The sequence below is a fragment of the Kocuria nitroreducens genome, assembly GCF_042879195.1.
Taxonomy (GTDB): Bacteria; Actinomycetota; Actinomycetes; order Actinomycetales; family Micrococcaceae; genus Kocuria; species Kocuria nitroreducens.
Map to the genome: position 1 here is coordinate 18,823 of NZ_JBHZTC010000012.1, position 12,820 is coordinate 31,642.

Here is a 12,820-nt window from a genome sequence, read left to right on the forward strand (position 1 = left end):
TGCGGTCCGCGCTCGTGCGACCGGGACCCCCGGCGCCGGGTCGGTGCGCTCACCAGGCCTGGGCGACGAGCTCGTAGGACCGGGCGCGCACCTCGGGGTCGTGGGCGTAGCTGTTGAGCATCAGCTCGTCGGCCCGGGTGAGCTCGACGATCTGCTCGAGGTCGGCGACCACCCGCTCGGGCGTGCCGACCGCCGAGACGGCCAGGTGCTCCTGCACCATGGCCGCCTCCGCCGCGGTGAGCTCCACGCGCTCGGCGGGCGGCTGGAGCGGCCGGCGGTCGTTGCGGGCGATCCCGCGCACCAGCAGCTGGTGGGTGCTGAACTGGCGCCGCGCCTCGTCGTCGGTGTCGGCGGCGAGGACGTTCGCCGCGACCATCACGTGCGGGCGCTCGACCGTGGCGGTCGGGGCGTCGGGGTCGAAGCGCTGCCGGTACAGGGCGATGGCGTCCATGATCATGGCCGGGGCGAAGTGGGAGGCGAACGCGTAGGGCAGGCCGAGCCGGGCGGCGACCTCCGCGCCCCCCGTCGAGGAGCCGAGGATCCACAGGGGAACGTCCGTCCCCCGGGCCACGGACGCCCGGACGACCTCCTGCTCCTGGCCGCCGAACAGGCGCACCAGGCGGCGCACGTCGGACTCGAAGGTGTCGTGGCCGGCGTGGCCCCGGCGCAGCTCGAGGGCGGTGCGCCTGTCGGTGCCCGGGGCCCGGCCCAGGCCCAGCTCCACACGGTCGGGGTAGAGGTTGGCGAGCGTGCCGAAGGCCTCGGCCACGGTCAGCGGCACGTGGTTGGGCAGCATGATCCCGCCGGAGCCCACACGGAGGCGCTCCGTGGCGGCGAGCGCCTGCCCGATGAGCACCGCCGTGGCGGAGGACGCGAACGCCTCCGTGTTGTGGTGCTCGGCGTACCACAGGCGCCGGTAGCCGGACGCGTCGAGCCTGCGGGCGAGGTCCACCGCCTCGCGGAGGGCGTCCGCCGCGGAGCGGCCCTCGGACAGGGGCACGAGGTCGAGGGCGGACAGCGGGACGCGGGGCGTGGCGGGCAAGGGCTGGGCTTCTTCCGTCGGGGATGGCAACGATGGGGTCCGGTGGCGGCAACACCCCGGGCCGGGCTCCTTATTCCGAGGGTCCTCCCGGGCGTCGTCCTGCTCACACCCCTGCCCCGGGCGGACCCGGGTGGGGCACCATGGGAGCATGACGTCTTCCCCTGCCCCCACGCCGTCGCTGCCCACGCCCTCCCCCGAGCTCCCGGCGCCCGCCCCCGGGTGGACCCCGGCGTGCGTGGTGTTCGACTGCGACGGCATCCTCATGGACACGGAGGCGAACTGGGCCCAGGTCCAGCGGGCCGTCTCCGAGAGCTACGGGCTCGAGTTCACCGAGGCCATGCAGCGCCGGATGATGGGCTGGTCCGCGGCGGACGTCTCCACGGCGATCGCCGACGCCGCCCGGGCCGACCGCGCCTCGGTCTACGCCGACGTGCTGCGCACCGAGGAGGAGACTCTGACCGGGCACATCGTGCCCCTGCCCGGCGCGCTCGAGACGGTGCGCGCGTTCGCCGAGCGGCTGCCCGTGGCCGTGGCCAGCAACTCCACGAGCACGATCCTCGGCGTGAAGCTGGAGCAGGCCGGCTTCGCCCCCCACCTCAGCACGTGGGTCTCCTCCGAGGACGTGCCGCGCGGCAAGCCGGCCCCGGACATCTACGCCGAGGCCGTACGGCGGCTGGGCTTCGCGCCGGGCGAGGCCCTGGCCGTGGAGGACTCCGTGGTGGGCGGGACCTCGGCCGTGGCGGCGGGGCTGGTGGTCGTGGCCGTGCCGTCGGTCCCGGACGGGGACCCCGTGCCCGCCCACCACCGGGCGTCGGCGCTGACGGACCCCGCCTTCCGGGAGCTCATGGCCCGCTGGCTGGGCTGAGCGGGGTCCGGGGCGCTCAGCGGTTCCAGAGCCCGTAGGTCTGCGCCAGGTCGGAGACCTTGCGGGCCCGGGCCAGGCGCGGCAGGTAGCTGCCGTCGCCCACGACGTGCCCGGAGTCGTGCTGCGTGATGAGTTCGCGCGCCCAGGTGATCTCCTGCTCGCTCGGGGCGAGGTTGCGGTTGATCCCGTCGGTCTGCTGCGGGTCCAGGCACAGCTTGCCCGTCATGCCCATGGACTGCGTCACGGCGCACGCCTCGGCGAGCGCCTCCTCCGAGGCCCCCAGGGTCGGCCCGTCGATGGGACCGGGCAGCTCGCCCACCCGGGAGGCCACGACGAGGCTCGAGCGCGCGAACGCCAGAGCCATGGGGTCCGCGCTGACACCGGTGTCCCGCCGGAAGTCGCCGACCCCGAAGGCGAGCCGGAACACCCCGGGGGCGCGGGCGATGTCGTTGGCCTTCATGATCCCCACGGCCGACTCGATGAGTGCCACGACGGGGGTGCCCGCCGGAGCCATCATGGCCGTCTTGGTGATGTGGTCGGGGTGCTCCGTCTTGGCCAGCATGATCCCGCGCAGGTGGCCGACCCGGCTGAGGGCGGCCAGGTCCTCCTCCCAGTACGGGGTCGTGATGTCGTTGATCCGCACCCACGCGCTCGCCCCGGCCTCGAAGGCCTCGATGACGTTCTGCCGGGCCCGGTCCTTGCCCTCGGCGGGGATGGCGTCCTCGATGTCGAACACGACGGAGTCCGCCTCGGACGCGAGCGCCGTCGGGAAGACGGAGGGGTCGGCGGCCGAGGTGAGCAGCCACGAGCGCGACAGGCGGGCGGGCAGCGCGGCGGCGCGCTGGTTGCGGTAGGGGGCCATGTGGGGGTCCTTTCCGAGAGGAGGGCGGCGGGGACACGGGGGGCCCCTGGGCGCCCGGTCCCGCGAGCGGGCCCGGGCCGTAGGAGCTGTCCAGTCTAGGCGGCGCGCCGACCCGGCGGAACGCTCAGACGGTCAGAGGCGTGTGACGTCCGTCAACACGCTCCTCCGGCCGGACAGGATCCGGCGCGGTCCCCGCACCGAAGGGCGAGCCGCCGAGGGCCTCCCTGCCGTGCGCGGACACCCAGTTGCCCAGGTCGGGGCCCACGGGCACGATCTGGGACGGGTTGATGTCCTCGTGCACCACGAAGTAGTGCTGCTTGATCTGCTCGAAGTCCACGGTGTCGCCGAAGCCGGGCGTCTGGAAGAGGTCCCGGGCGTAGCCCCACAGGTGGGGCATCTCGGAGAGCTTGTTGCGCGAGCACTTGAAGTGCGAGTGGTAGACCGGGTCGAAGCGCACCAGGGTGGTGAACAGCCGCACGTCCGCCTCGGTGATGCGCTCGCCCATGAGGTAGCGGCGGGTCGCGAGGCGGTCCTCGAGCCAGTCCATGGCGGCCCACAACCGCTCGTAGGCCTTCTCGTGGGCCCGCTGGGAGCCGGCGAAGCCGCACCGGTAGACCCCGTTGTTGACCTCCGTGTAGACCCGCTGCATGACCTCGCGCATCTCGTCCTCGAGGTCGGCCGGCCAGAGATCGGGCGCGCCGTCGCGGTGGAAGGCGCCCCACTCCTTGGCGAGGTCCTCCGTGATCCGGGGGAAGTCGTTGGTCACGACCTGGCCGCTCGCGATCTCCACGACCGCCGGCACGGTGATCCCCCGCGGGTAGTCGGGGTAGCGGGCGAAGTACGCCTCCTGGAGCCGCTCGATGCCCAGCACCGGGTCCCTGCCGTCCGCGTCGAGGTCGAACGTCCACGAGCGGACGTCGTGGACGGGACCGGGCAGTCCCACCGACAGGGCGTCCTCGAGCCCCAGGAGCCGGCGCACGATGAGGGTGCGGTTGGCCCAGGGGCAGGCTCGCGCCGCGACGAGCTGGTAGCGGCCGGCCTCGACGGGCCAGGCCTGCGCTCCCTCGGGCACGTCCGCGCGCGACGGGTCACGGACGATCCGGTCCTCGATGTAAGCGGTGTCCCGGGTGAACTCCTCGCCGGGATGCACGTAGGCGCCGGCGGTGCTGTGCTCGGAACGCTCGGTGCTGCGCTGTGACATGGTGGCTCCTCGAGGTGCGGCGGGACAGGGCACCACCGGCCGGGACGACGGTCGACGGCGGGACGGCACACCATCCGCCCCTCTGTTTTGATGATATGTCAATCACAAGAGGGGCGCCAGGGGGACGCTCCGTCGGAGGCGAGGTCTACAGTAGAGCCGTCCAGCACCCTCCCACCAGGGAACAGCCCGCCATGAGCACCCACGGCAACGAGCCCGAGTACGGCCAGCGTCTTCCCCCGCAGCACATTACATCCGGGACCGCACCCCGGGCGGACCGCAGCCCTGCGGCCTCACCACAGGCCGCCCGGCGGATGGCGCGCGGGCTCTCCTTCACCCTCGTGCTGCTGGGCCTCCTGCTCGGGGGCGGGCTCACCGCCCTGGGCCACCCGTGGGGCTGGGCGGTCGGCGCGCTGCTCGCCCTGCCCGGGCTGGCCGGGTTCACCGTCGTCCAGGCCCAGCTGCACCCGGCTCTCCGCGACGCCTCGGCGCGCCCACTGCGGAGCCGCTCGAAGCTGTGGCTCATCCCCTCCGTCCTGCTGCTGCTGGGCCTGGTGCCCCTCGCCGGGGTGTTCGCGGTCCAGCCGCTGCTGGTGGGCACGGCCGGCGCGCACCTGGCCGACGAGTACGTCAGCGTCCTGGTCGTCTCGGGAATGACCCTGGTGGTCGCCGCGGCCCTGGGCTTCGGCCTCGTGGCCATGGCCTCGTTCACACCGGTCGACGACGACGACTCTCCCCTGCGCCCCACCGGCTACGCCGAGCGGCTTCGGGAGCCCCTGCGAGGACCCGGGGACCACTACGACTCGGAGTGGGTCCACCGCCGCCCGGTGCGGTACGGCCGCGACGCCGGCGCTCGCCCCGACCCGTGGAACACCCCTCCGGAAGACGTGCCGGGCGGTTGACATTTGTTGACATGTCAATTTAAAGTGAGGGCTTTCCCGGCCCACGAGAGGACCGCCGCATGAGCCACCCGGAGACCGACCAGGTCGACTGGCTGTCGGACGAGGAGCAGCGCGTCTGGCGCAGCTTCCTGGCCCTGAGCCGAGGAATGCAGACCGCGATGGACCGCCAGCTGTCCCGGGACAGCGCGCTGTCCGGCTCCGAGTACGAGGTCCTCGTCCAGCTGTCGGAGAGCAGCACGGGCCTGATCCGCTCCCGCGACCTCCTGAACCAGCTCGGCTGGGAGCGCAGCCGCCTCTCCCACCTGCTCTCCCGCATGGCCCGGCGCGGACTGCTCGAGCGGCTGCCGTGCGACAGCGACGCGCGCGGTCTGGACGTGCGGATCACCCCGGAGGGGCGACGGGCCATCGAGGCCTCGGCCCCCGGCCACCTCGAGCTGGTGCGGGCGGCGCTCATCGACCATCTGACCCGGGAGGAGATGGACGCGCTGCTCTCCGTCTCCGGCAAGGTGCTCCCCCGGCTCGAGGAACTGGGGCTGTACTGACGCCGGGCCCCCGAGCCACCCACCGCACGAGGGCCGCCCCTGCTCCGGGACCGACCCCGGACAGGGGACAGGCCCTGCCGCATGGGGGGATCGGCAGGGCCTGTCAGGCATCCCGATCGGGGGAATGGGACGCCAGACGTCGGCAGGAACCATCCGGAGGCAGATGGGGGGATCACCTCCGGGCCATCGCCGACGACAAATTCACCTTAGACCCAGTCATCTGCATGAGCAAGCCGACTGTGCGTTTTTTGACCCCGGGTGTTCCGGCGGCCCGAGAGGTGGCATTGGGAGTGCTCGGCACCGCGCTCGATCGGCCGGCTCCGCGCACGGGAACGCCCCTGCTGACCTCGGTCGGCGGGGGCGTTCCCGTGCGCCGCGGGCGCCGCGTCCGCAGGTGGGGTACTGCTTCGCCTGGCCCTCCTCGGGGAGGGCGTAGTCGTGGACGACCTCTTCGTGCTCGCCGCCGTCGGTGCGCGGTTCCGGGTCGAGCATCAGCTCGGGCCTGACCGCCGAGGCGATGTCGTCCTCGTCGTGCGGATCGCCGGGGACGTACAGCTGCTGGGTGACCAGCTGGTGCCCCGGGGCGGAGACCTTGAGCTGGATGTGCGCCGGACGCCGTGCGTGCCGGCCGGCCGCGGCGATCAGCTGCCCGCAGGTCGCGTCGGCGGGGATCCGGCACGGGGCCGGGCGCTTGGTGTCGATCTCGAGGAAGCCGCTCTCGTCGGACTTCACGGCGCCGCGGAACAGCCACTCGGGCAGCTCGAGCGCGTTGCCGCGCGGGGCACCGTCATGGGACTCTCCGCATTCCTCGTTGCGCGGTGTCCGGGGATGCCCCTCGTGCCTGTCGCTCCCGATCCAGCTCGGAGCAGCCCGCCCGGACATCCCGACCAGTCGACTCGCGCAGAAGGAGCACGTCATGACCGAGAGCCTGGCCCACGTCCGCGAGAGGCTCTTCGACGCCGTGGTGGACGACCGCGGGAACGGCCTCGTCCGTGCCGAGCGGGAGATCCGCACCGACGAGGAGATCGTCGAGCTGGAGACGCAGTACATCGTCGAGGGCGGCTGGGTGTACCTGGCCCATCCCGGCGGCCGGGCCTCTGTCGGCCACCCCCTCCCGGGGCGGGCCCGTCCTGCGCCACGCCGCTACTTCACGTCGGAGGGATGCTTGGCCAGCGGCACCACCGTGATGTCCATGTAGGGGAACAGCGGCAGGTTCTGCAGGATGTCGTGCAGCTCGTCGTGGGACTCGACGTCGAAGACCGAGTAGTTGGCGTACTCGCCCACCACGCGCCAGATCTCCGGCCACTTCCCGGAGCGCTGCAGCTCCTGGGAGTAGGCCTTCTCCGTGGCCTTGATCTCCGCGGCCTCCTCGGCGGGCATGTCGGTGGGGAGGTCGATGTCCATGTGGACCAGGTACTTCACGGTGCGTCCTTCCGTCGGTGTGGGTTCTCGGGCTGGGTCTGGGGCCGGCTCGTGGCTCCGCGCCCTCGGGCGGGGTGCGCAGGGGTGTCCGGGCCGGGTCCACCGGTCGGTGCGGCAGGAGGTGAGCTCGTCCTCGTCCACGGCGGTGCCCGCCCCGGGCACGTCGGGCACCCTGATCCGGCCGTCGGCGATGACCACGGGCTCGGCGAGGAGGTCGTCGGACATGTCCAGGACGTGGGACAGCGCCCCGGACCGCTTCGAGGTGTGGGCCAGGACCTGGCCGATGACGTCCCATCGGGCGATGTCCACCGCGCCCTTGGCGGTCCGGTGGTGGACGGTGCGGGCCGGCACGGCCTGGGCCTTCTCGCGGTCGAGGACGTCCAGGCCCACCGGCTGCGGGGTGAAGAGGTCCTCGACGACGGCCACGACGGACTTCTGGGTCTCGCCGTAGGTGTAGGGCCGCGGAAGGGTGTCGGCAGTGCCCACGATCCCGCCGTCGGTGGTGATCCGCACCAGGACGTGGTCCGCCTCGTGCACGGCGCCCGCGGCGACGTGCAGCAGGTGGACGCAGGGGATCGGCTCGATGGTGGCGGTCTTCATGGACGGGCGCGCCGTTCCGGGGCGGGCGGGACGGGCACACCGCCGGGGACCCCGGAGGCGGCCTGGGCGTCGACGACGAGGTCGATGAAGTGGTGCAGCAGGACGGAACGGTCCTCGCGCCGCCACGCGACGGCGAGCTCGATCTGCGGCGAGTGCTCGACGTCGCGGTAGACGACGCCCTCGAGCTGGAAGGCCCGCACCCCGGCGGGCACCACGGCCACCCCGCCGCCGGCCGCCACGAAGGACAGCAGCGTGGACGTCGCCCCCGCCACCTGGGCGACCCGGGGCTGGAAGCCGGCCTGGCGGCAGAGGTCCGCGGCCGTGCGGTAGAGCACGGAGTCGGGCGGATAGGTGATGAACTCCTGGTCCTGGAGCTCGTGCACCGCCACGGGCAGGTCCACGGCGAGGGCGCTGCAGGAGGGCAGCGCCACCACGAGCGGCTCCCGCGCGACGACCCGGTACTCGACGTCCGGGGAGGCCACGGGCGGGCGCAGGAGGGCGACGTCGAGGGTGTGGCCCCGCAGCCCCTCCTCCATGGCGGGGGTCAGCATCTCGCCGTGCAGCGCCAGGGACAGCCCCGGCATCGACTCCTTCGCGCGCCGCACCAGCTGCGGCATCACCCCGTAGGTGGCCGAGCCGGAGAAGCCGACGCGCAGCACGCCGGTGGCGCCCTGGCCGACCTGGTAGACGTCGGCCTTGAGGGCCTCGATCTCGTTGATGATCAGCCGCCCGCGGTCCAGGAGCACCTGACCGGCGGCGGTGAGATCCACCCGCCGGGTGGTCCGGTCCAGCAGGCGCGCGCCGAGCTGCTCCTCGAGCTGGCGGATCTGCTGGGACAGCGGCGGCTGGGCCATGTGCAGGCGCTTGGCGGCGCGGCCGAAGTGGCGCTCCTCGGCCACGGCGATGAAGTAGTTGAGCTGCCGGATCTCCATCGTGGACCCTGGTCCTTCCGCTCGGTCGGAGGCGTCGTCGTCGACCGCCACACCTAGGATTGATCCACAGAGTACACTGAAAAGTCTTTATTAGGACATCGTGGTGGTTCAATCAGGGAGACTGCCCCCGGCACTCGGTGGCCGTGCCCTGCAACCAGGGCTCGCCGAGGTGGTGCAATGGGCGCATGCGCACCGACATCACCGCCGACCGGCACGGTTCCTTCGCCCGGACGGTCAAGTCCCTCGTGGTCCCCCGCCCCATCGCGTGGGTCAGCTCCCTCTCGGCCGCGGGGATCGACAACCTGGCTCCGCACTCGTTCTTCACGGTGGCGTCGGAGCACCCCACGATCGTCCAGTTCGTCTCGGTCGGGGAGAAGGACAGCCTCCGCAACATCCGGCAGACCCGGGAGTTCGTGGTCAACTTCGCACCCGCGGGGCTGTTCGAGCAGATCAACGCGACCGGCACCGACTATCCTCCCGGGCTCAGCGAGTTCGACGCCGTGGGGCTGACCCGTGAGCCCTCGCTCACCGTGTCCGCCCCCCGCGTGGCCGAGTCCCCCGCCGCCATCGAGTGCCGGCTGCACGCAGACCCCATCCCCGTGGGCGACAGCTTCCTGGTCCTCGGCGCCGTCACCCACGTCGCGGTGGACGAGCGGGCCATGGACGAGCGGGGCCCCGTGGTGGGGTCGCTGCGGCCGATCGCACGGCTCGGGCGCGACGAGTGGGGCGAGCTCGGGCGGATCCGCTCCGTCCGGCGGGTCCCCTACCGGGAGGTGGCCCCGGAGGCGGACCTGCCCTGAGGTCCCGCCCTCAGGGCCCTGCTCCCGCCCGCCGCAGCTGCTCACGGACCTTGTTGCGCTGAACCTCGCCGAGCATGGTGCGCGGGAGCTCCTCGACGGCCACGATCCGCCGGGGACCTTGCAGCGGGCGAGGCCCGCGCAGCAGTGCTCCCGCAGGGCGGGCTCGTCCAGATCGGCGCCCGGCACGAAGGTCACTGCGGCGACGACCACCTCGCCGCCGCGGGGGTCGGCGAGCCCCACCACCGCGGCGTCCTGCACGGCGTCGTGCCGGCGCAGCGTGGTCCCGACCTCGCTGGGGGCCACGCTGAACCCGCCGGTGATCACGACCTGCTCAAGCCGGTCGACCACCCGCAGGAACCCGGCGTCGTCCACCGTGACGATGTCGCCGGTGCCCAGCCACCCGTCCTGCGCCAGCGTCCGGGCGGTCTCGTCGGGGCGCTCCCTGTACCCCTGGAAGACCTACGGACCCCGCACCCACAGCTCCCCGGGTCGGTCCCGGGCGACGTCCTCGAGGGTGTCCGGGTCGACCAGCCGGATCCCGGTGGACCCCGCCCGCGGGGGCCGTTGAGGGGATTGCAGGCCACCAGCGGGGAGCACTCGGTCAGCACGTAGCCCTCGATCAGAAGACCCCCGGTGGCCCGTTCCCACCGCTCCACGAGCGGGACCGGCAGGCTCATGGCCCCGGAGACGGCCACCGGGATGCCGCGCAGGTCGAGGCCCTGCCCCGGCGCGGCATCCAGGAGCTTCTGGTACACGCGCGGCACGGCGGGCAGGACCGTGGGCCGCGCCCGCTTCATGGCCCCGAGGACGGAATCCGCGCGCCCGGTCGGGAAAAACCCGAGCCTCGCCCCCAGCGACATCGCGAACGTCACACCGAGGGTCAGACCGAAGGCGTGGAAGAGGGACAGCACGCCGTGCACCACCTCGTGCTCGCCGGAGCGGAGCCAGAACCGGCCGATGAGGGCGTTGGACTCGAGGATGCGGTGCGTGAGCATCCCCCCTCGGGCAGGCCGGTGGTGCCGGAGGCGTACTGCAGCAGCGCGAGGTCGTGGGTCGTGGGTGCTCCACGGTCATCGGATCGGCGGCCAGCAGCTCCTGCCAGGGGATCGTGCCCGGGGGCGGGGCCGGTGAGCTGGGCGCGTGCGTCCCGTGCGCGCGGCAGCGGCAGGCGCAGTGCCCACCGCTTCGCGCGCGGCATCGCGGCGGTGATGTCCACGGACACGACCGCGTCGACCGGCAGGTCCGCGGGCAGCGAGCGCACCCGGTCGGCCGGCCGGTCCCAGACGATCGCCACGCGCGCCCTGTGGTCCTCGAACTGGTGGCGCAGCTCCGGGGCCGTGCAGAGCGGATGGTGCTCGACGACGACAGCACCCAGGCGCAGCACCGCGCAGAACGCCACCACGTGCTGCGAGCAGTTGGGCAGGACGATCGCGACCCGGTCGCCACGGCGCGCCCCCAGCCGGCGCAGGCCCTCGGCCGCGCGGTCGACCTGCCGGCCCAGGGCGGCGTGGGAGGTCGTGGCCCCGAAGAACTCGAGCGCGGTGCTCGCGCGGTGGCGGCGACCGAGCGCTCGAGCACGCGCACCAACGACGTCTCCGGCAGCTCCGGGTCCGCGGGGACCCCCGGGTCGCAGCTGGCGGTCCGGGGACGGGCGCCCAGGAGTTCGCGCGCCGTGTCGACAGGCATGGCCCCGACCGGCTCGGCGGAATCCGTCCGCCACTTCGCTCGACGACACCACGCGCCGACGGGGACGGCCCACCAGGCCCGGTCCGGGGACCGGCCGTAGACTCCGGTGCCATGACGCCCTCCTCGACACCCGGCTCGCCCTCCCCCGACGACCCGATGCCCTGGTCGGACACCGGTCCGCACGGCTCCTCGGACGCCACCCGGCCGCTGCCCCCGGTCGGCCGGTCCGCCGCCCCGGGCGGCGGCTCGCCGCACGGTGTCCCCGACAGGGGTGGCTCGCCGCACGACGCCCCCGACGGGGGCACCGGGAGCGGCGGGACCGAGGACTGGTCCTGGTACGACGACGAGGACGACCAGCACACCCGGCCGCTGCCGGCGGTGACCGCCCAGCGCCCGGTGCACGAGGATCCAGGGCCGCGCACGGACCCGACTCCCGTGGTCGGGGCCTACGGCACCGCGCCCGCAGCCGGGTACGGTGCCGCGCCGGGCACCGGAGGCAGCCACGATCCGGGGCCCGTCGTCCCGGCCGGCGCCCCGGCCGACGCCGCGACCCGTCTCGCCCGGCAGCGGGAGGAGTTCGGAGGCCTCCAGCTGATCCCCGGCTTCTTCGGCTGGCTCAGCGCCATGGCCCTGACCTGGCTGCTGCTCGCGCTGGCGGGCCTGGTCGTGGCCGCGCTGGGGCTGCGGCTCGTGGACGGGGTGGGCGGCGTGGTCGACGAGCTCGCCGCCGGGTCCGCGACGGCCTGGACGGGCGCGGCGGCCCTCGGTCTGGTCGAGTTCCTCGCGTTCCTGGGCGGCGGATACGCCGCCGGCCGGATGGCGCGCTTCTCCGGGGCCCGGCAGGGCGTGTCCGTGTGGCTGTGGTCCCTGTTCGGCCGCTCCGTGGCCACTGTCGCAGGACTGGTGTGGGCCGACACCGTCGGTCTGGCGCCCGTGGGCGTCTCGGCCCAGGCGCTGATCGGCGACCTGCTGGTCCCGGGGCTGCTCGCGGTCCTGGCCGTGCTCGTCGTCGATCTGCTCGCGGCGGTGCTCGGCGGGCTGTGGGGCGTCCGCTACCACCGCCGGGTCGACCGCTGGGGGGACGGCTGGGGGGACCAGACCCGGTAACGTTGCGTCCCGGCACCGTGTCGGGTTCGCATCGCACCACAAAAGGGGGGACAATCGGAGCACCTCGGTGAGATCCGGCACCCCCACGCGGAAATCTGCGGACCGGCCCACCGAGCAGCACCCGGAGGAAATACCCATGCCGTCCACCCTTGTCGCCGTCGTCGATGACCACGAGGTCGTCCGGGAGGGCGTCCGCCTCGTCTCCATGACCTCGCAGGCGGACGTGAAGCTCGTCGGATCGGCCTCCAGCGTCCCCGGCCTCCTCGACCAGCTCGGCCGGGACCCCGAGAACCCGGCCCTCACCGCCCACGGCGCCAAGCGGATCGAGTGCGAGGTCGTGCTCCTGGACCTGTCCCTCGACGACATGTCCCGTCCCGCCACCAACGTGGAGCTGCTGCGCGCCGCCGGCATGAAGGTGCTCATCTTCAGCATCGGGGAGAACGCCACGCTGATCCGCGAGGCGCTGCGGGCCGGCGCGCTGGGCCTGGTGCGCAAGTCGGACCCGCTCGAGCACGCGATCGAGGAGGCCCGCAACATCGCCGAGGGCAAGCCCGTGATCACGAAGGAGCTCGCCGCCGCGATCGACGGGGACGTGGAGTTCTCCCGGGCCAGCCTCTCCCCGCGCGAGCAGGAGACCCTGCGGCTCTACGCCTCGGGCTTCGCCCAGGTCCAGGTGGCCCGCCGGATGGGGATCAAGCAGAGCGCGGTCAAGACCAACATCGACCGGATCCGCGAGAAGTACGCGCGCGTGGGGCGCCCGGCACCCACCAAGATCGACCTGCGCATCCGGGCGATCGAGGACGGCCTCGTGGAGCCCACGGCGGACATCACCACGGCGGAGAAGCATCTGTGATCCGCCCCT

Annotated in this window: 13 protein-coding genes and 3 pseudogenes; 7 read left to right on the forward strand and 9 right to left on the reverse strand. The window is 73.3% G+C overall.

Features of this window, described 5'->3' with window-relative positions:
- Positions 1-49 precede the first annotated feature (49 nt).
- On the reverse strand, positions 50-1,042 hold the full coding sequence (locus ACFYE1_RS09685; RefSeq protein ID WP_387742236.1) for an LLM class flavin-dependent oxidoreductase: 993 nt from the start codon (positions 1,040-1,042) through the stop codon (positions 50-52).
- A gap of 148 nt (positions 1,043-1,190) precedes the next feature.
- On the opposite strand from ACFYE1_RS09685, the gene ACFYE1_RS09690 reads away from it, so the two are divergent.
- Positions 1,191-1,907, forward strand: coding sequence for an HAD family hydrolase (locus ACFYE1_RS09690; protein ID WP_387742238.1), 717 nt, complete (start codon positions 1,191-1,193; stop codon positions 1,905-1,907).
- Between the two features lie 16 nt (positions 1,908-1,923).
- On the opposite strand, the gene ACFYE1_RS09695 is transcribed toward ACFYE1_RS09690, so the two are convergent.
- Together ACFYE1_RS09695 and ACFYE1_RS09700 are read right to left on the reverse strand one after the other, a co-directional pair.
- Entirely contained in the window at positions 1,924-2,769 is an 846-nt protein-coding gene (locus tag ACFYE1_RS09695; protein ID WP_387742240.1) for an HpcH/HpaI aldolase/citrate lyase family protein, read from the reverse strand.
- 124 nt (positions 2,770-2,893) lie between these two features.
- The gene (locus tag ACFYE1_RS09700; protein ID WP_387742242.1) at positions 2,894-3,970 is read right to left on the reverse strand and encodes a glutathione S-transferase family protein; all 1,077 of its coding nucleotides are present in this window, start codon (positions 3,968-3,970) and stop codon (positions 2,894-2,896) included.
- A 191-nt stretch (positions 3,971-4,161) separates the two neighbouring features.
- Here ACFYE1_RS09700 and ACFYE1_RS09705 point away from each other — a divergent pair, with 191 nt between their 5' ends.
- Positions 4,162-4,869, forward strand: a complete 708-nt coding sequence (locus ACFYE1_RS09705; protein WP_387742244.1) for a hypothetical protein — start codon at positions 4,162-4,164, stop codon at positions 4,867-4,869.
- 59 nt (positions 4,870-4,928) lie between these two features.
- Positions 4,929-5,411, forward strand: a complete 483-nt coding sequence (locus tag ACFYE1_RS09710) for a MarR family winged helix-turn-helix transcriptional regulator (RefSeq protein WP_387742246.1) — start codon at positions 4,929-4,931, stop codon at positions 5,409-5,411.
- A gap of 216 nt (positions 5,412-5,627) precedes the next feature.
- Here ACFYE1_RS09710 and ACFYE1_RS09715 read toward each other — a convergent pair whose 3' ends face one another.
- Positions 5,628-6,329, reverse strand: a complete 702-nt coding sequence (locus ACFYE1_RS09715) for a dioxygenase family protein (RefSeq protein ID WP_387742248.1) — start codon at positions 6,327-6,329, stop codon at positions 5,628-5,630.
- Here ACFYE1_RS09715 and ACFYE1_RS09720 point away from each other — a divergent pair.
- Positions 6,328-6,609, forward strand: a complete 282-nt coding sequence (locus tag ACFYE1_RS09720) for a hypothetical protein (protein WP_387742250.1) — start codon at positions 6,328-6,330, stop codon at positions 6,607-6,609. The genes ACFYE1_RS09715 and ACFYE1_RS09720 overlap by 2 nt on opposite strands.
- Here ACFYE1_RS09720 and catC read toward each other — a convergent pair.
- The 3 genes and pseudogenes from catC to ACFYE1_RS09735 form a co-directional block, all read right to left on the reverse strand.
- Entirely contained in the window at positions 6,555-6,833 is a 279-nt protein-coding gene (gene catC / locus ACFYE1_RS09725; protein WP_368821274.1) for a muconolactone Delta-isomerase, read from the reverse strand. The two genes, ACFYE1_RS09720 and catC, sit on opposite strands and share 55 nt — an antisense overlap.
- A gap of 282 nt (positions 6,834-7,115) precedes the next feature.
- Positions 7,116-7,433 (reverse strand): annotated as a pseudogene (locus tag ACFYE1_RS09730) (enolase); the annotation flags it as partial.
- On the reverse strand, positions 7,430-8,365 hold the full coding sequence (locus tag ACFYE1_RS09735; protein ID WP_387742252.1) for a LysR substrate-binding domain-containing protein: 936 nt from the start codon (positions 8,363-8,365) through the stop codon (positions 7,430-7,432). The gene ACFYE1_RS09735 and the pseudogene ACFYE1_RS09730, both read right to left, overlap by 4 nt.
- Positions 8,366-8,550: 185 nt before the next feature.
- Between ACFYE1_RS09735 and ACFYE1_RS09740 the strand changes: the two genes are divergently transcribed.
- Positions 8,551-9,165, forward strand: coding sequence for a flavin reductase family protein (locus ACFYE1_RS09740; RefSeq protein WP_387742254.1), 615 nt, complete (start codon positions 8,551-8,553; stop codon positions 9,163-9,165).
- 171 nt (positions 9,166-9,336) lie between these two features.
- Here ACFYE1_RS09740 and ACFYE1_RS09745 read toward each other — a convergent pair.
- Together ACFYE1_RS09745 and ACFYE1_RS09750 are read right to left on the reverse strand one after the other, a co-directional pair.
- Positions 9,337-9,537, reverse strand: a pseudogene (locus ACFYE1_RS09745) (AMP-binding enzyme); the annotation flags it as partial.
- A pseudogene (locus tag ACFYE1_RS09750) lies at positions 9,486-10,981 on the reverse strand (AMP-binding protein). The pseudogenes ACFYE1_RS09745 and ACFYE1_RS09750, both read right to left, overlap by 52 nt.
- Here ACFYE1_RS09750 and ACFYE1_RS09755 point away from each other — a divergent pair.
- Together ACFYE1_RS09755 and ACFYE1_RS09760 are read left to right on the forward strand one after the other, a co-directional pair.
- Positions 10,963-11,958, forward strand: coding sequence for a hypothetical protein (locus tag ACFYE1_RS09755; protein ID WP_387742256.1), 996 nt, complete (start codon positions 10,963-10,965; stop codon positions 11,956-11,958). The pseudogene ACFYE1_RS09750 and the gene ACFYE1_RS09755 sit on opposite strands and share 19 nt — an antisense overlap.
- Positions 11,959-12,094: 136 nt before the next feature.
- Positions 12,095-12,811 carry a LuxR C-terminal-related transcriptional regulator gene (locus tag ACFYE1_RS09760; protein ID WP_387742258.1) on the forward strand — a complete coding sequence of 239 codons (717 nt, stop codon included), beginning with the start codon at positions 12,095-12,097 and terminating at the stop codon, positions 12,809-12,811.
- The last annotated feature ends 9 nt before the right edge of the window (positions 12,812-12,820 follow it).

Bases quoted from the DNA above. Each gene is read 5' to 3' on its own strand.
- ACFYE1_RS09690 (WP_387742238.1), top strand. From the start codon at position 1,191: ATGACGTCTTCCCCTGCCCCCACGCCGTCGCTGCCCACGCCCTCCCCC.
- ACFYE1_RS09695 (WP_387742240.1), bottom strand. From the start codon at position 2,769: ATGGCCCCCTACCGCAACCAGCGCGCCGCCGCGCTGCCCGCCCGCCTG.
- ACFYE1_RS09700 (WP_387742242.1), bottom strand. From the start codon at position 3,970: ATGTCACAGCGCAGCACCGAGCGTTCCGAGCACAGCACCGCCGGCGCC.
- ACFYE1_RS09705 (WP_387742244.1), top strand. From the start codon at position 4,162: ATGAGCACCCACGGCAACGAGCCCGAGTACGGCCAGCGTCTTCCCCCG.
- ACFYE1_RS09710 (WP_387742246.1), top strand. From the start codon at position 4,929: ATGAGCCACCCGGAGACCGACCAGGTCGACTGGCTGTCGGACGAGGAG.
- ACFYE1_RS09720 (WP_387742250.1), top strand. From the start codon at position 6,328: ATGACCGAGAGCCTGGCCCACGTCCGCGAGAGGCTCTTCGACGCCGTG.
- ACFYE1_RS09715 (WP_387742248.1), bottom strand. From the start codon at position 6,329: ATGACGTGCTCCTTCTGCGCGAGTCGACTGGTCGGGATGTCCGGGCGG.
- ACFYE1_RS09735 (WP_387742252.1), bottom strand. From the start codon at position 8,365: ATGGAGATCCGGCAGCTCAACTACTTCATCGCCGTGGCCGAGGAGCGC.
- ACFYE1_RS09740 (WP_387742254.1), top strand. From the start codon at position 8,551: ATGCGCACCGACATCACCGCCGACCGGCACGGTTCCTTCGCCCGGACG.
- ACFYE1_RS09755 (WP_387742256.1), top strand. From the start codon at position 10,963: ATGACGCCCTCCTCGACACCCGGCTCGCCCTCCCCCGACGACCCGATG.
- ACFYE1_RS09760 (WP_387742258.1), top strand. From the start codon at position 12,095: ATGCCGTCCACCCTTGTCGCCGTCGTCGATGACCACGAGGTCGTCCGG.